The sequence below is a fragment of the Streptomyces sp. NPDC046977 genome (genome assembly GCF_040644455.1).
Classification (GTDB): Bacteria; Actinomycetota; Actinomycetes; order Streptomycetales; family Streptomycetaceae; genus Actinacidiphila.
The window spans coordinates 33,579-50,088 of the sequence record NZ_JBEYWO010000013.1 but is presented as its reverse complement, the minus strand read 5'-3'; the positions used below and the strand labels follow the sequence as shown (position 1 = coordinate 50,088).

The window sequence follows — 16,510 nt, the reverse complement described above, 5'->3', positions numbered from 1 at the left end:
GGGGCGCATGGCACACTCGGGAGGCAACGGCGTCTACACCGCCGTAGAGGTTTTACGTGACTGTAGAAGATTTCAGGAGGACCGGCAAACGTCATGAGCTCCCCCACCCAGGGCCGCGGCCCCAAGCGGGCGAACGGCGAACGCGAGGCGGAGATCCTCGGTGTGCTGCAACGGGCCGACGGCGCGCTGACCCCCGGCGAGGTCGCCGAGCGCCTGGAAGGCGAGCTGGCCTACAGCAGCGTGGTGACGATCCTCACCCGCATGTACGCCAAGAACCTGCTCACCCGCACGCAGCGCGGCCGGGCCTACGCCTACGCCCCGGTGACCGACGAACCCGGCTTCGCCGCTCGCCGCATGCGTTCCGTCCTGGAGGAGCGGCCAGATCGCGAGGCGGTGCTCGCGCGCTTCGCCGACGGCCTGTCGTCCGCCGACGCGGAGCTCCTGCGTCAGCTGCTCGGCCCCGACCAGAATCCGTAGAGGGGCGCCGGATGCGCATCGCCGTCTACCTGCCGCTGCTGCTGTCGCTGTTCGCCCCGCTCGGGGCCCGGCCTCTGTCGGACCGCTGCCATCCGCGGCTTGCGACCTGGCTGCTGACCGCTGTCTGCGTGGTCCTGGGGGCGGCCAGCACCGTTTCGCTGGGCCTGCTGGCGATCACCGGGCTGATCCGGATCCCCGCGCTGGCGGGGCTCGGCCATTGGTCGGCCCACGCCGCGCAGCACAAGGATCCCGCCGAACTGTCCGTGGCGCTGATCGCCGGCCTCCTCCTGGGCGCTGCCGTGGTGACGGCCGCCCGCATGCTCTGGCGCCGCGCCCGGTCCCTGGCCGCCGCCGTGCTGGAGGCGGCGTGCATGCCCACGCAGGACGGCCTGGTCGTGGTCGACGACGAGGTCCCCGACGCTTTCGCGATCCCCGGCCTGCCCGGCCGTGTGGTGGTCTCCACCGGCATGCTGCGGACCTTGGACGTCTCCGAGCGCGACATTCTGCTCGCCCACGAACGCGCCCACCTGTCGGGCCATCACTACGCCTTCGTCGCCCTCGCCCAGCTCGGCGCCGCCGCCAACCCCTTCCTGCGCCCTCTCGCCGCCGCCGTCACCTACACGATCGAACGCTGGGCCGACGAGAAGGCGGCAGCCGGTACGGGCGACCGCCGGCGGGTCGCCCGCGCGGTCGGCAGGGCCGCGCTGGCCGCCCACCGCGCTCCCGCCCGCCCCGCGTGGGCCTCGCTCGGCATCATCGGTCGGCGTGGCGCGTCGCCGCTCGCCGGTGCGGGACCGGTGCCGAGGCGCGTGGCCGCGCTGCTCGCCCCACCGCTCCGCCACCACCCGGCGCTCGCCTCCGCCACCGCGGTGTTCCTGGCCGTCGCCGCCATGTCGACCGTCGACGCCGTCGGCGACCTCCATGTCCTGCTGGAGGCCGTCGGCACGTGAGCCGGCCGCGAGGGGGGTTACGCAGTCCGAGCGGACGGCCCGCTCCGGGGCCCGGCACTTCGGCGTTCGCGCAGATACGCGTGGCCCATGAACCCGAGCAGGATCGCGAGAAGTACCGCCGAGGACCCCGCGGTGCCCAGGTCGAGCCCGCCCTTCGCGGTGGGCTTGGTCAGGAGGTCGCCCGCGGTCGCGCCGAGGGGGCGGGTGAGGACGAACGCGATCCAGAACAGCAGGACGTTCGGCACGGCCGGCACGTACATCAGGACGACCAGGCACGCGAGCAGGCCCGTGATGAGCAGCGCGCCCCCGGCGTAGCCGAGTCCGGAGCTGTCGGACAGGAAGTCACCCATCGAGGTGCCGAGGGTGTTGGACACGAGGATCGCCGTCCAGAACAGCGCCTCCGCGCGGAAGGTACGGATGTCCTGGAGGGCGAACGGCAGCCGGGTCAGGCGCCAGACGGCGAAGATCGCGATCAGCAGCGCGACCAGGATCGCCGCGCCCGTGGGGTATCCCAGACCGAGGCCCTGCGGTCCCCGGCCCAGCGCCGTGGCACCGGGTGAGAGGTACTCGGCGCCGGCGTCGCGGTTCATGAAGTCGGACATCGTGGTGCCGGCCGTGCTGGTCGAGAGGATGACCGTCCAGTAGACGAAGGGGTTGTAGCGCCGCGACCGGAGTTGCACGGCCAGCGTGGCCAGAAAGACGGCGAACAGAGCGATGGTGGTGAGGAAGTAGCCGATCTTCAGGGTCTGGGCGAAGAGGTCTCCCGCCGTCTCGCCGAGGGTCGTCGCCGCGATCTTCATGATCCAGAAGGCGAGGGAGACCTGCGGCAGCTTCTCCACCGCGTACGCCCCCGCGCTCTCGCCGACACCGGCCGGGGGCACGGCCAGTGATTGCGGTTTCTCCATCTCGGTCCCTCCTGGGATGCCGGCTGTCACGGAGGAGTCGAGGGTGGGGTGGGGTGTCGCCGTCCGCGCTGCCGGCCGGACAGAGCATGGCTGCCCCTCGTACGCCTACAGCCTTGTAGACACTGAGCTGCAGCGTAGGACGGACTACGGCCGGGCTCCGTCAGGGCACGCCGTAACTTCCGGGATCCGGGGCGAAGTACTTCATGACGGCCTGCCGGGGCCCTCCCCCTGGTGGGGCAGGAGCAAGGTGAAGGTCGTCGGGTGGTCGCGGGTCACGCCGAGGCGGCCGCCCACGCCGGCAGCCATCTCCTTGGCAAGCGCCAGGCCGATGCCGCTGCCCTGGCCGGTGGTGGTACCACGGGCGAACAGGGCGTACGGATCGAGCGTGAGTGTTCCTTCGTCCTCCACGTCCAAGGCGACCACTCCCCCGAGTTCCCGCACGGTCACGCGCACCGTGCCGCGTCCGTGCCGGCGGGCGTTGTCGAGGAGGACGTCCAGGATCTGGTCGCTGGTCCGGCCGGGAACACCGAGGGCGCCGGTGCCGGGTTCCGGTGCGAGGGCCAGGCGGCGGCCGTCCTGCGCCAGCGGGCCGTGCCACCGGCGCTCCGCCTGCTCCAGGACGTCGCTGACAGAGCGAATCGCGGGCCCGTCCTGCGCGGACGCCTCGGTTCTCGCCAGCCGGAGCACTTCGTCGATGGTGTGCTGAAGGTACCGCGACTGTTCCAGCGCTTCGCGTGCCGCGGTCCGCAGATCGGCTCCTGATGTCGACAGTGCCGCTTCCAGGCCCAGTTGCAGCCCGGTGAGCGGTGTGCGCAATTGGTGGGAGGCGTTGGTGGCGAACTCGCGTTCGTGGCGCAGCAGCCCGCCGAGGCGTTCGACCATGTCGTTGTGCGTGGCGCCGACCTGATCGATCTCGGCGATGCCCGATGGCGCGACCCGGGCGGTGAGATCGCCCTCGGTGACCTTCGCCGACGTGGCAGCGAGGGCTTCCAGTGGTCCGGTCAGCGCACGGGCCTGGTGCCGGGCGACAAGCAGGGCGACCCCCAGTGCGGACAGGGCAACGGCCACCAGCGCCAGCCATGCCAGCAGGATGCGCTTCCAGACCTCGCCGGTGTCCGTGGAGGCCCGGACCACTCCGATCACGCGCTCGGCGTCGGACACGGGAACGGCGACGACGATCTCGCCGGGCGACTGCTGTTGTGCCACCTTTCCTGTGGCGGCACGGTGCACGGCGGTGTCGGCCGCGGCGGGGCCCGTGCCCCAGCGCCGTTGCCAGGCCGTGTCATAGACGCCCAGCAGTTCACCGTCCCGGGCTGCCGGCAGTTCCACCGCGTCCCCGGCGGCGAATTGCGGACTGACCCGCACGGCAGCGGCCAGGGCCTCACGTTCGAGCTCGTTGCGCTCATCGGCGAACAGGGCCGCGCGGATCACCAGGGCCAGGGGCACGGCCAGCAGAACGACGGCCACGAGGGCGGCAACCAGAGCCACACGGGCCACACGCTGTCTCATGCCCCCATGGTCGCCCCCACTGGGACGCCTCCGGAGCCGCGGCGACAGCACACGATCGGGTTTTGCCGTCCTCTCACCTTCCGCGAAGGGGCCTTTAACCGGCCGGTTCCTAGCGTCGGCGGTGTGGCAAGTCGTGCCACGAGCACGAAGGGCGGTTCGATGATGCGACGCAGGTGCGTCCTTTCCGCGGCAGCAGCCGGTGCCGTGATGGCGGCACTGGTGGCCGGATGTGGCGGCGGGACGGATCCGTCCGGTACCGCCGACGGCGGCACCGCGGGAACGCAGGAGGTCAACCCGGCCGGTGACATCCCCGACAACCAGGCGTTCGTGACCTACCGGCCACCGGCGGGTGGATTCACGGTCGAGGTTCCCGAGGGCTGGTCCCGCACGACATCAGGTGACACCGTCGTGTTCACCGACAAGCTGAACCGGATCGAGATCGTCTCGGCGTCTTCGAACGCCGGCCCGACGACGCAGTCGGTGACCTCACAGGTGGTGCCGGCACTGCGGCAGAAGGTGCCCGGGTTCGCGCTGGGGAAGGTCAGCACCGTCAGCCGGAAGGCAGGGTCGGTCGTCCTCCTGACCTACCAGGGGGACTCCGGCACGAATGCCGTCACAGGCAAAGCGGTGCACGACGCCTTCGAGCGGTACGCCTTCCACCAGCAGGGCCGTGAGGTCGACCTCACGCTGTCCGGGCCGGTGAAGGCCGACAACGTCGACCCCTGGCGGATCGTGTCCGACTCGCTGCGGTGGCAGTGATGGCCGCGGTTGCGACGCCGGACGACGCCGTCCCCGGCCCGGACGCGCTGACCGCTCGGGAGCTCTACCGGTTCTTTCGCGCGGGCGAGGAGGAAACCCTCGCGCTGCGAGGAGTGAGCCTGCGGGTCCGGCGTGGGGAGACCGTCGCCGTGATCGGGCCTTCGGGCTCCGGCAAGTCCACGCTGCTCGCCTGTCTGGCCGGGCTGGACGAACCGGCGGGCGGCGATGTCCACGTGGGCGGGGAGAGGATCAGTCACCGGCCCGAGGCACTGCGGGCGCGGATCCGGGCACGCCGCGTCGGCATCCTGCTGCAGTCGGGCAATCTCATCGCCCACCTCGACGTCACCGCCAACATCCGCCTCGCGCGCAGGGCCGCGCGTAGCACCGGTCCTGCGGATGCCGGCGTGCTGCTGGATCAGGTCGGAATCAGGGGACGGGCCCGTGCCCTGCCGCAGGAATTGTCGGGTGGGGAGTTGGCCCGTGCCGGGCTGGCCGTCGCTCTGGCCAACGATCCGGACGTGCTGCTCGCCGATGAGCCCACCGGGGAACTGGACGGCGCCACGGAGCGGGAGATCCTGCGGCTGCTCCGCGGCCGCGCGGAATCGGGGTGCGGCGTGCTCATCGTCACGCACAGCCCCGAAGCGGTGAAGATCGCCGATCGGGTGATCGCCTTGCGGGACGGGAGGATTCAGCGATGACCGCCGACGAGGTGGATGAGGTCGTGGTGCGCTGCCGGGATGCCGCGCTCACCTTCGGCCGGGGCCCGACCGCGGTGGTCGCGGTGCACGGCGCCAGCTGCGAGGTCCGTGCGGGCGACCGGATCGCGGTCACCGGGCCTTCGGGGTCGGGGAAGTCCACTGTGCTGCATCTGATGGCCGGGCTGGAACGCGCCACGCAGGGGGAGGTGACCTGGCCCGCCCTCACCGGCCGGATCGCGTCGCACATCGGCGTCGTCTTTCAGGGGCCGAGCCTGGTCCCGGCACTGAACGTGGTGGAGAACACCGCCCTGCCACTGGTCCTGGCCGGTGTCGCGGGAAGCGAGGCCGGGCAGCGGGCACTGGCCGCTCTGGAGCAGGTGAATGCGGCGGACCTGCGGAACAAGTTGCCGCAGGAGTTGTCGGGCGGACAGTCGCAGCGGGTGGCCGTCGCGCGTGTCGTGACCATGCGGCCCCGGCTGGTTCTCGCGGACGAACCGACCGGGCAACTGGACCGGGCCACCGGCCGGCACGTCATGGACGTCCTGCTCGCGGCCGCCGACGACCTCGGCGCCGCGCTGCTGGTGACGACCCACGATCCGTCCGTCGCCCGGCGCTTGGACCAGCAGTGGTCCATGAGCGACGGCCGGCTCGTGCCCGGCACACCCTCTGAGACGACGGCAACGACCAGGACACGGGAGAACGCATCGTGATCGTCAGCTGGCTGAACGGGCTCATCCGGCACCGGCGTGGCCGTCTGCTGGGCACCGCGCTCGGCGTCGCCCTGGCCGTCGCACTGGTGGCGTCCCTGGGCGCGTTCCTGACCGCGTCGAAGTCGACCATGACGGCCCGAGCCGTCCGTTCTGTCGCGGTGGACTGGCAGGTCGAGGTCCAGCCGGACGCCGACCCGGCCACGGTGCTGCGCACGGTGCGCCGTGCGCCCGGTGTGCACACCGTGCAGAGCGTCGGCTTCGCCCGCAGCACCGGCTTCCGCGCCACCTCCGGCGGAACCACGCAGAGCACAGGCCCCGGCATGGTGCTCGGCCTGCCCGACGGCTACCAACGGGACTTCCCCGCGGAGATCCGCTCGCTGACCGGCTCCACCCGCGGGGTCCTGCTCGCCCAGCAGACCGCCGCCAATCTCCATGCCGGCGTCGGCGACACGGTCACCGTCGAACTGCCGGGCGGCAGACCCGCGACCGTGACGGTCGCCGGGGTGGTCGACCTTCCCCAGGGCGACTCCCTGTTCCAGAAGGTCGGCGCGCCGCCGCAGTCCCAGCCGACCGCACCGCCGGACAACGTCCTGCTGCTGCCTTCGGCGATGTTCGCCACGCTCACCGCGCAGGAGAAGGCGTCCGACCCCGCCTCCGTCACCACCCAGCTCCACGTCCGCCGCGACGGCACGCTGCCGGCCGACCCTGCTGCCGCCTACACCGACGTCACCGGAGCCGCGCACAACCTCGAGGCCCACACGGCCGGCGGGGCACTCGTGGGCGACAATCTCGGCGCCGCGCTGGACGCGGCACGCCAGGACGCCCTGTACGCGCAGATCCTGTTCCTGTTCCTCGGTGTTCCCGGGGTGGTCCTGGCCGCGCTGCTGACGGCGTCCGTCGCCGGCGCCGGTGGTGAGCGGCGTCGCCGGGAACAGGCACTGCTGCGCACCCGGGGTCTGCGCGCCCGTCAGGTGGCGGCAGCCGCTGCCGGTGAGGCCCTGGCCGTCGGCCTGTGCGGTGGGGTGGTGGGGCTGGGCCTCGCGGCGCTCGCCGGGAAGCTCGCCTTCGGCGCCGGGTCGTTCGGCGACACCACCGCTTCGGCTGCGGGCTGGTTCACCGGGGCGCTGCTGCTCGGACTGGCCATCGCCTGCGCCACGGTGCTCGTGCCGGCGGTACGGGATCTGCGCGGCGTGTCCGTGGCCGAGGCCCGCTCCGGCATCGACCGGGGGCGTACAGCATGGTGGATGCGGTTCGGCGTGGACCTCCTGCTCATCGCCGTCTCGTTCCTGGTGTTCCGGGCGGCCGGCGGCAATCAGTACGCCCTGGTCCTGGCCCCGGAGGGTGTCGCGGCCATCTCGGTGTCCTACTGGGCGTTCCTGGGCCCCTCCCTTTTCTGGCTGGGCTCCGCGCTGCTGCTGTGGCGGCTGGTGTCCTTGGCCCTCGCTCATGGACGCGGCCCGCTGGCCCGCGCGGTGCGGCCGCTGACCGGCACACTCGCGGGCACCACCGCGGCCGGCATGTCCCGTGGGCGCCGCCCACTGGCCCGCGCCGTGGTCCTGCTCGCGCTGGCGGTGTCCTTCGCGGCGTCGACCGCCACGTTCAACGCGACGTACAAACAGCAGGCCGAGGTGGACGCCCGGCTGACCAACGGCGCGGACGTGACGGTCGCCCAGTCACCGGGGACCTACGTCGGTCCGGACGCCGCCCGAGGGCTCGCCGTCGCCGGCGTCCGGCACGTGGAACCCCTCCAGCACCGATTCGCCTATGTGGGCTCGGACCTGCAGGATCTCTACGGCGTCCGCCCGGCCACCATCGCCTCGGCCACGTCGCTGCAGGACGCCTACTTCGCAGGCGGTACCGCAAGGAGCCTGATGAACACCCTTGCCGCGCATCCCGACTCGGTGCTGGTCAGCGAGGAGACCGTGAAGGACTTCCAGTTGGTGCCCGGGGACACGCTCAATCTGCGGCTCCAGGACAGCCGCAGCAAGGCCCTGCGCACCGTGCCGTTCCGCTATGCGGGGGTCGTCAAGGAGTTCCCCACCGCTCCCAGTGACAGCTTCTTCGTCGCCAACGCGAGCTACGTGGCGCGGGCCACGGGCAGTGACGCGATCGGCGCGTTCCTCGTGGACACCGGCGGCACGGGCCAGAAGGACGTCGCCACCCGGCTGCACCGCGCGCTCGGGACATCCGCGACCGTCACGGACATCACGCAGACCCGCTCGTCCGTCGGTTCCAGTCTCACCTCGGTGGACCTGTCGGGTCTGACCCGGATCGAGCTCGTCTTCGCCGTCCTGCTGGCTGCCGGGGCGGGGGGCATCGTCCTCGCTCTCGGCCTGGCAGAACGGCGCCGGACCTTCGCCATCGCCACCGTGCTGGGGGCCTCGCGCCGTCAACTGCGGGGCCTGGCCTTCAGCGAGGCGGGGGTGCTGACGGTGGCGGGGCTGGCCGGAGGTGTGCTGATCGGGTGGGCGCTGTCGGAGATGCTCGTCAAGGTCCTGACCGGTGTCTTCGACCCGCCACCGGCAAGCATCGCCGTGCCGTGGGCCTACCTCGTCCTCACTCTCCTGATCGCCGTCGCGGCGATCGCGGGCGCCGCCATGAACGCGACGCGTCGTGCCACCCGGCCGGCCGTCGAAGAACTCCGCGATCTGTGACACCGGCGCAGCACCGGCCGCGGCGGGAACCATGTCCCTCGTACGGGACCCGCCGCGAGCCGTCCGATGCCGCTTCACGGCCGGGCGCCGCCGCGTCCGGTGCGGTACGCCCTACCCTTCGCAGCATGGCCGCACCGTCTTCCCCGCAGACCAGGATCCTCGTCATCGAGGACGACGAAGTGATCGGGAGGCACCTGGAAACCGGCCTGCGGGGCGGCGGCTACGCCTGCACATGGTGCCGCACCGGCACCAGCGGCATCGCCGAGGTGTCCCGCACCGAACCGGATGTGGTCCTGCTCGACCTGGGCCTGCCCGACAGTGACGGCGTCGACATCGCACGCCGGCTGCGCACCGACCGTCCGTCGCTGCTCATCGTGATCCTGACGGCACGAAGCGACGAGATCGACGTGATCGCCGGGCTCGACGCGGGCGCGGACGACTACCTGGTCAAGCCGTTCAGCCTGTCGGTACTGCTGGCCCGGCTCCGGGCACACCTGCGGCGCCGTCCATCGGTCGCCGCACCCCAGGAAGGCCCGGTGCTGGTGGGTGACCTGACCGTCGACGTCGCGGCACGGCGCTGCCTGCTCGGCGATCACGAAGTGATGCTGCGCCCCAAGGAGTTCGAGGTCCTCGCGCTGCTGGCCCGGCGCTCCGGGACGGCTGTGTCCCGGGAGACGCTGATGGCGCAGGTGTGGGACGAGAACTGGTTCGGTCCCACGAAGACCCTGGACGTCACCATCGCGTCGCTGCGCCGCCGGCTGAGCGAGAGTGCCGCCGCCGGTCGGACAGGGGTCCGCCCGCCTGACATCACGACCCTGCGGGGGCACGGATACCGGCTTGAGACGAGTGACTCCTCCCCCGGACTCGGCGAGGAGGCGAACGGACCGACCGACGATGCATGAGCGAGGCCGAGGGCCCCGTGGCGGGCGGAAAACCGCCGAACGGCTCCACGGGAACCCTGCGCGCGGCTACTACGTCTTGTAGGTCAAAGCATCCGCGAGGCTCGCCGTCGGAAGGGACGCCGCATGCACAAGGTGCCCGACGACGGCCGCTTCCCGAAAGCCGGCCCCGCCGGACCGGGGATCACGAAGTCTTGCCGCCGTGCGCCTCACTGTCGGACAGCAGTCGCTGCAGCATCTGCTCGTCCGCCGTGGAGAGTTCGGAGACGAAGCGGGCCAGCACGGCCTCCCGGTCCGATCCGGCGTCGAGCAGCGTGCGCATCCGCTGGGCGGTGTGGGACGCCTCGTCGCGGGTCGCCGCGTAGGCGTAGCCGCGCCCTTGCCGGTGACGGTGCAGCACGCCCTTTTCGTGCAGCCGGACCAGGATCGTGAGGACGGTGGTGTAGGCCAGGTCTCCTGACAGTCGCTGCTGCACCTGGCCGGCCGTCATCGGTTCGCGCGCGGCCCACAGCGCCGCGAGGACGTCTCGCTCGAGCTCTCCGCGTGCACGACGGGGCGTCGCACCGGACTCCTCACGCTTGTCGGGCACTGCGCTCGCCCCTTTCTCGACTCGGCCCCTCAGGCTACCGCCGGACCCCCTGACGCCTGTAGCGGGCGGGAGCGCACGGGAGCGGCACCATCTACTACATGTTGTAGAGTTTCGCCGCTCCCACCAGCGCACGGAGGAAAGCCCATGTCGAACGTCCGCGGAATGGTTGACCCGAGCACGGCGGACGCCGTCCCCCTCTCCGAGCAGTTGGACACCCCGGGCAGAGTCGTGATCGTCTCCGCCAGCATGGGAGCAGGGCACGACGGCGCGGCCGCCGAGCTGGCGCGGCGTATCTCTCTCAGCGGTACCCCTGTGGACCGGTTCGACCTCCTCGACCTGCTGCCGGCACACCTGGGCCAGGCTCTCGGCACCGCCTACCACCGGCTCCTGGTCCACGCGCCCTGGGCCTACCAGCGGATCTACAGCAGCACCGAGCAGGCGGGCGGGACCGGCCCGGCGGCCGGCGCCGTGCTCCGTGTCGCCGAACGGCGGGTGCTGCGGGCGCTGCCTCCCGATACGAGCGTGATCGTCTCCACCTACCCCGGCGCGAGCCGCATTCTCGGCGCGCTGCGCCTGGGCGGCCGGCTGGGCGTGCCCGTCCTCACCTACCTGACCGACTTCTCCGTGCATCCGCTCTGGGTGGCGCCGGGCGTGGACGCCCACTTGGCCGCGCACGCCGTTCCCGCCGCCCAGGCGCGTGCTCTGGGCGCGTCCGACGTACGGGTGTGCGGGCCGGTCACCGATCCGCGCTTCGCTCCCGCCGGCCCGCAGGAACGGCGAGCGGCGCGCGCCCGGCTGGGTCTGCCGGAGGATGCTCCGCTGGCCCTGCTGGTAGCGGGCTCCTGGGGCGTGGGGCCGGTGCGGCAGGTCGCGGCGGAGATACGTGCCGGCGGTGCCGCGGTCCCGGTCGTCGTCTGCGGCCGCAACACCTCCCTGGCCGAACGGCTGCGGGCGGACGACATCGGGCATGTCTTCGGGTGGACGGACGACATGCCCGCGCTCATGAACGCCGCGGACGTCCTGGTGCAGAACGCGGGTGGTCTCACCTCGCTGGAGGCGTTCGCCTGCGGGCTGCCGGTCGCCAGTTACCGCTGCATCCCCGGTCACGGTCTGACGAACGCCGCCGCGTTGGACGAGGCAGGGCTCGCCGCGTGGATACGCACGCCCGACGCTCTCGCCCCTGGCCTCGCGGATCTCATCCGCGGCCCACGAGGACTGCTGCAACGGGCGGCAGGACTGGACCTGTTCGCCGCCGGACCGGACACCGGCCCCGCGGCCGCCGTCCTGAGGGCGGGTCAGAGCGGCGCATCCGTCCCGCAACCCGGCAGCATGACCGCACGGCGCGCGCTCCTCCCCCGTACGCCGCGACCGGCCGGGCCCCGTCTCGCGCTGTACCGGCTGGCCGCGACCGTCGCCGTGGCGTGCGGGCTCTGGGCGGGCGGCGTCGGGCTGGGGATGGCGGCCACTGCGCACGACTATCCAGGTCTGATGCGCGCGATCGACCACCGACTCGACCCCGACGACTTCACATCCGCCCCGACGTTCGAGGGAAGCCAGCCGTGACCACCGCCCGACTCCTGCGCACCACCGCCCTTGTGGCGCTGCCCGCGCTCGCGGCCGCCCATGCGGCGCCCGTCGTCTCCACTTTCGGGCCGCTGCGCAACCGCGTCATGCCCCGCCTGGCGGGGCAGGGCCGAAGCGACCATGTGGCCCTCACGTTCGACGACGGCCCGGACCCGCTGTCCACGCCTTTCTTCCTGCGGCTGCTCGCCGAACGCAGGGTGCATGCCACCTTCTTCCTCCTGGGCAGCGAGGCACGCCGCTCCCCCGGACTGGTCCGCGACATCGCCCTGGCGGGACATGAGATCGCCGTCCACGGCTGGCGCCACCGGCCGCTGCTGCTGCGCGGCCCCCGAGCCACGTACGACGACCTGGCCCGCGCCCGTGACCTGGTCGCCGACCTCACCGGCCGGCAGCCCCGGTTGTTCCGGCCGCCGTACGGTGTCATGACCACCGCCGCGCACTTCACCGCGCGCCGGCTGGGCCTGACGCCGGTGCTGTGGACGTGCTGGGGCGAGGACTGGAGAGCGCGTGCCACCCCGCGGTCCGTCCATCGCACGGTGACCGCCGATCTGCGCGGCGGCGGCACGATCCTGCTCCATGACTCCGACTGCACGTCCGCTCCCGGTGCCTGGCGGTCCGCCCTCGGCGCTCTGCCACACATCCTCGACACCTGCCAGGAGAGCGGCCAGGCCGTGGGACCACTGCGTGACCACTGGGCGGGCGGCCCGTCCCGCGCCCGCTCCGAGCCGTAAGGGCCGATCCGTCGTCCGCGCGGCCAGTGGTACCGGGGTACTACCGGCCTGCCGATGATCGGCCCCCGGTACCACGGATCGCGCCGTGGCGGAACTTAACGTTGCAGGTGAGGCGGTCGGGCGGTCCGGCCCACGACGACCCAGGAGCGTCCGATGATCGAGGCACACCAGCTGACGAAGCGGTACGGGGAGAAGACCGCGGTCGACGCACTGGACTTCACGGTGCGGCCCGGCACCGTCACCGGATTCCTGGGTCCGAACGGCGCGGGCAAGTCCACCACCATGCGGATGATCGTCGGGCTGGACGCGCCCACCAGTGGATCGGTGCAGGTCAACGGCCGCCGCTACGCCGGGCACGCCGCGCCGCTCCAGGAGGTCGGCGCACTGCTGGAGGCCAAGTCGATCCACCCCGGCCGGTCGGCGTTCAACCATCTGATGGCCCAGGCCCACACCCACGGCATTCCCCGCAGCCGTGTGGAGGAGGTCATCGAGCTCACCGGCCTGCAGTCGGTCGCCAGGAAGCGGGCCGGCGCGTTCTCCCTGGGCATGGGACAGCGGCTGGGCATCGCGGCGGCCCTGCTGGGCGACCCTGCGACCGTGATGCTGGACGAACCCGTCAACGGCCTGGATCCGGAGGGCGTCCTGTGGATCCGCAACCTCCTCACCGGGCTCGCCGCCGAGGGCCGCACCGTCTTCGTCTCCTCGCACCTCATGAGTGAGGTCGCGCTGGTCGCGGACCACCTGATCATCGTCGGACGCGGCCGGCTGCTGGCGGACACCACGGTCCGGGAACTGGTCCGGCAGGCCGGCGGCGACGTGGTCAAGGTCGCGACGGCCGACCCCGCCCGGCTCCGCGAGGTCCTGGCCGGGCCCGGCGTGGAGATCACCGGACGGTCCGGCTCCGAGGAGCTTCTGGTGACCGGTCTGTCGGCACGTGCGATCGGGCTCAGGGCCGCCGGGCACGGCATCGCGCTGTTCGAGCTGGCCCCGCGGACGATCTCCTTGGAGGAGGCGTTCATGGACCTGACCAAGGACGCCGTGGAGTACCACGGCTCCGTGACCGGCATCGAGACCCTCAGGAGTGCCGCATGAGCACCATCGCGCCCGACACGGTTCCCGCGCCGTCCGCCGTACTGCCCGAACGGCCCGCCTACAAGGTGACCGCGGCGCGTGTGCTGCGCTCGGAGTGGGCCAAGCTGTGGTCGCTGCGGTCCAGTTGGATCACCCTCGGGCTGGGTCTGCTGTTCCTGGTCGCGTTCGGTCTGATCGCCGCCTTCCAGTTCAGGTCGAGGATCTCCTCGGGCCGGCCCATGGACCACGACTTCGCCGATGCCACCGCCTTGAGCCTGTCGCTCTTCGGCACCAACTTCGCCCAGCTGGCGCTCGGCGTCCTCGGGGTGCTGGTCGCCGCGGGCGAGTACTCCACCGGCATGATCCGCTCGACCCTGGCCGCCGTACCGCGCCGCCTGCCGGTGCTGTGGTCCAAGGCCGCGGTCTTCGGCGTGATCGCGCTCGTTCTGAGCACGGCCGGCGTCTTCGCCACGTTCCTCGCCGACAGCGGCATCGTCGCGCAGACCCGGGCGGCGATGACGCTCTCGGATGCGGGCGTGGTCCGCAGCCTGCTGGGCGCGGCGCTCTACCTCGGCCTCGTCGGCGTGATCGGTGTCGCCCTGGGCGCGCTCCTGCGTTCGGTGGCGGGCGGCATCTCGGTGCTGGTGGCCTCGCTCATGCTCGTTCCCGGCCTGGTGTCGCTCCTGCCCACCTCGTGGCAGGACAACATCAGCCCCTACCTGCCCAGCAACGCGGGCGAGGCGATGTTCACCCTGCACCACGACGCGACGACGCTGTCACCGCTCGCCGGACTCGTGGTCTTCGTCGTCTGGACGGCGGCCGCGCTGGCCGGCGCCGCTGTCCGGCTGGTGCGCACCGACGTGTGAGCAGCGTGGTCCCGCGGCATCCGGTCCGTTCCGGGTGCCGCGACGGCCTTTCCCCGCCGACGATGAACGAGTGACATCCATGAGCCATCAGGACACCGCCCCCTTCGACCCGGGCCTGCCGCCGTCCGCGGACGGCGATCCGCTGTCCGGCCACCCGGCCTTCCTGCGTCTGGCCGGGGTCAGTCAGCGCGTGCGCCAGGCGGACCGCGATCATCCGTGGGTGCTGGACACGCTGGTGGTGATCGTGGTCCTGCTGGTGTTCTGCGTTCCCGATCTGGTCCACGACGACGACGGCGCGCGCGAGCACCGGATCGCCTTCACCCAGCTGCCGCTGCCCGCGACGGTGCTGTTGCAGGCGGGTCTGCTGCTGCCCCTGCTGTGGCGGCGCAGGCGCCCGGCGACCGCCTTCGGCGCGGTCATGGCGGTGTTCGTGGTGCAGTGGGCCCTCGGCGCGGTGCTCCGGGCGGACGTCGCCCTGCTGATCGCCCTGTACAGCCTGGCGTTGCACGGGCGGCTGCGGCAGTTGGCGTGGGCCTGCGTGGCCATGGCCGGGGGCCTGGCGCTGGTGGCGGTACGGCTGTCCGCCGCGGTGTCCTTCTGGGATTCGTCGTTCTTCCTGTTCAGTACCGCGACCGCGGCCGTCGCGGTCGGCATCGCGGTACGGATCCGCCGTGCCCAGCTGGCCGGCCTGCGGGAGCGGGCGGCCCGCCTGGAGGTCGAGAGGGATCAGCGCAGCAGGCTCGCCGCGGCGAGCGAACGCACCCGCGTGGCCCGTGAGATGCACGACATCATCGGGCACAACCTCTCCGTGATCGTCACCCTTGCCGACGGAGGCGCGTACGCGGTGGCCGCCTCGCCCGAGCGCGGCCGGGAGGCCTTGACGCTGATCGGTGACACCGGCCGGCAGGCGCTGGGCGAGCTGCGCCGTCTGCTCGGCGTGCTGCGTGACCAGAGCGCGCACCAGGCTCCGGAGCTGAACCCTCAGCCGGGCATCGCCGACATCGACGGGCTGTGCGCCCGGATCCGCGCGGCCGGACCGGAGGTCGTCTACACAGCGGGCGGTGACCTGGACACCCTGGACCGCGGATTGCAGCTGATGGCCTACCGCATCGCGCAGGAAGCACTCACCAACACCCTCAAGCACGCCGGACCGCGGACGCGGGCCCACCTCACGGTGGCCGCCGACAGCGCCCGGCTGCGGGTCCGCGTCGAGGACAGCGGGCCGCCCGGCGAGGCTCCGCGCCTCCGGCCGGGAGCGGAGGGGCACGGGCTCGCGGGCATGAGGGAGCGCGCCGCCCTCTACGGCGGCACGGTCACGGCGGGCCCCGGCTCTGACGGCGGCTGGACGGTTGTGGCCGTCCTCGCACTCCCCCAAGAGCTCGACACCGTCGGCGGCCTGACATGACCACTGTTCTGATCGTGGACGATCAGCCCCTGCAACGCTACGGCTTCCGCATGCTGCTCGAGAGCCAGCCGGGCACGGACGTGGTCGGCGAGGCCGGACACGGCACCGAGGCGGTGCGCCTGGCCGCGGAGGTGAGACCGGACGTCGTACTGATGGACATCCGGATGCCCGGCATGGACGGCATCGAGGCCACACGCCGCATCGTCGGCACGGGAGGACGCTCACGTGTCCTCGTCCTGACCACCTTCGACCTCGACGAGTACGCCCATGCCGCGCTGCGCGCCGGAGCAAGCGGGTTCCTGCTCAAGGACGCCCGCCCCGAGGAGTTGCTGGCGGGGATCCGTGCGGTCGCGGAAGGCGACGCGGTCGTCGCCCCGGCCGTGACCCGGCGACTTCTCGACGCCTACGCCCACCACCTGCCGGCCCGCCCTCCCGGTTCCGCCGCGGCCGGCGACCCCCGGCTGAACGCCCTGACCGGACGCGAGCGGGAGATCCTGGTCGCCATCGGAAAGGGGTGGACGAACGGCGAGATCGCGGAGCGCCTGGTCCTGTCGGAATCGACCGTCAAGACCCATGTCGGGCGGGTGCTGATGAAGGTCGGTGCCCGCGACCGCGTGCAGGCCGTCATCTTCGCCTACGACCTGGGGCTCACCCGGCCCAGTCCACCCGAATGACCGCGGTTGATTCCCCAGGGGGACGGCTC

16 protein-coding genes are annotated in these 16,510 nt (G+C 72.2%); 13 read left to right on the top strand and 3 right to left on the bottom strand.

Annotation, left to right across the window (positions count from 1 at the left end; genetic code table 11):
• The first annotated feature begins 93 nt into the window (after positions 1-93).
• Positions 94-477, top strand: coding sequence for a BlaI/MecI/CopY family transcriptional regulator (locus ABZ883_RS20710; RefSeq protein ID WP_360907952.1), 384 nt, complete (start codon positions 94-96; stop codon positions 475-477).
• A gap of 11 nt (positions 478-488) precedes the next feature.
• Positions 489-1,427 carry a M56 family metallopeptidase gene (locus tag ABZ883_RS20705; protein WP_360907950.1) on the top strand — a complete coding sequence of 313 codons (939 nt, stop codon included), beginning with the start codon at positions 489-491 and terminating at the stop codon, positions 1,425-1,427.
• A 17-nt stretch (positions 1,428-1,444) separates the two neighbouring features.
• On the opposite strand, the gene ABZ883_RS20700 is transcribed toward ABZ883_RS20705, so the two are convergent.
• Positions 1,445-2,332, bottom strand: a complete 888-nt coding sequence (locus ABZ883_RS20700; protein WP_360907948.1) for a hypothetical protein — start codon at positions 2,330-2,332, stop codon at positions 1,445-1,447.
• A gap of 201 nt (positions 2,333-2,533) precedes the next feature.
• The gene (locus tag ABZ883_RS20695) at positions 2,534-3,841 is read right to left on the bottom strand and encodes a HAMP domain-containing sensor histidine kinase (protein WP_360907946.1); all 1,308 of its coding nucleotides are present in this window, start codon (positions 3,839-3,841) and stop codon (positions 2,534-2,536) included.
• 207 nt (positions 3,842-4,048) lie between these two features.
• On the opposite strand from ABZ883_RS20695, the gene ABZ883_RS20690 reads away from it, so the two are divergent.
• From ABZ883_RS20690 to ABZ883_RS20670, 5 genes are all read left to right on the top strand, one after another.
• Complete coding sequence (locus ABZ883_RS20690; RefSeq protein WP_360907944.1) at positions 4,049-4,600, top strand: hypothetical protein; 552 nt, start codon at positions 4,049-4,051, stop codon at positions 4,598-4,600.
• Positions 4,600-5,298, top strand: coding sequence for an ATP-binding cassette domain-containing protein (locus ABZ883_RS20685; protein ID WP_360907942.1), 699 nt, complete (start codon positions 4,600-4,602; stop codon positions 5,296-5,298). The genes ABZ883_RS20690 and ABZ883_RS20685 overlap by 1 nt, the downstream gene beginning before the upstream one ends.
• Positions 5,295-6,008 (top strand): ATP-binding cassette domain-containing protein, encoded by a 714-nt coding sequence (locus ABZ883_RS20680; protein ID WP_360907940.1) that lies wholly within the window; start codon positions 5,295-5,297, stop codon positions 6,006-6,008. The genes ABZ883_RS20685 and ABZ883_RS20680 overlap by 4 nt, the downstream gene beginning before the upstream one ends.
• Positions 6,005-8,662 (top strand): ABC transporter permease, encoded by a 2,658-nt coding sequence (locus ABZ883_RS20675; RefSeq protein ID WP_360907938.1) that lies wholly within the window; start codon positions 6,005-6,007, stop codon positions 8,660-8,662. Before ABZ883_RS20680 ends, ABZ883_RS20675 begins: the two co-directional genes overlap by 4 nt.
• A gap of 125 nt (positions 8,663-8,787) precedes the next feature.
• Positions 8,788-9,564 (top strand): response regulator transcription factor, encoded by a 777-nt coding sequence (locus ABZ883_RS20670; protein ID WP_360907936.1) that lies wholly within the window; start codon positions 8,788-8,790, stop codon positions 9,562-9,564.
• Between the two features lie 181 nt (positions 9,565-9,745).
• Here the strand turns inward: ABZ883_RS20670 and ABZ883_RS20665 are convergent, their stop codons facing one another.
• Positions 9,746-10,150, bottom strand: coding sequence for a BlaI/MecI/CopY family transcriptional regulator (locus ABZ883_RS20665; protein ID WP_360907934.1), 405 nt, complete (start codon positions 10,148-10,150; stop codon positions 9,746-9,748).
• Between the two features lie 144 nt (positions 10,151-10,294).
• Between ABZ883_RS20665 and ABZ883_RS20660 the strand changes: the two genes are divergently transcribed.
• The 6 genes from ABZ883_RS20660 (at position 10,295) to ABZ883_RS20635 (ending at position 16,481) form a co-directional block, all read left to right on the top strand.
• A complete protein-coding gene (locus tag ABZ883_RS20660) occupies positions 10,295-11,713 on the top strand; it encodes a glycosyltransferase (RefSeq protein ID WP_360907932.1) in 1,419 nt (472 codons plus the stop codon).
• Positions 11,710-12,465, top strand: a complete 756-nt coding sequence (locus ABZ883_RS20655) for a polysaccharide deacetylase family protein (RefSeq protein WP_360907930.1) — start codon at positions 11,710-11,712, stop codon at positions 12,463-12,465. The genes ABZ883_RS20660 and ABZ883_RS20655 overlap by 4 nt, the downstream gene beginning before the upstream one ends.
• A gap of 153 nt (positions 12,466-12,618) precedes the next feature.
• Positions 12,619-13,557 carry an ATP-binding cassette domain-containing protein gene (locus ABZ883_RS20650; RefSeq protein WP_360907927.1) on the top strand — a complete coding sequence of 313 codons (939 nt, stop codon included), beginning with the start codon at positions 12,619-12,621 and terminating at the stop codon, positions 13,555-13,557.
• Positions 13,554-14,402: an ABC transporter permease gene (locus tag ABZ883_RS20645; protein WP_360907925.1), complete on the top strand. Its 849-nt coding sequence runs from the start codon at positions 13,554-13,556 to the stop codon at positions 14,400-14,402. Before ABZ883_RS20650 ends, ABZ883_RS20645 begins: the two co-directional genes overlap by 4 nt.
• A 79-nt stretch (positions 14,403-14,481) precedes the next feature.
• Positions 14,482-15,807, top strand: coding sequence for a histidine kinase (locus ABZ883_RS20640; RefSeq protein WP_360907923.1), 1,326 nt, complete (start codon positions 14,482-14,484; stop codon positions 15,805-15,807).
• Positions 15,804-16,481: a response regulator transcription factor gene (locus ABZ883_RS20635; protein WP_360907921.1), complete on the top strand. Its 678-nt coding sequence runs from the start codon at positions 15,804-15,806 to the stop codon at positions 16,479-16,481. Before ABZ883_RS20640 ends, ABZ883_RS20635 begins: the two co-directional genes overlap by 4 nt.
• The last annotated feature ends 29 nt before the right edge of the window (positions 16,482-16,510 follow it).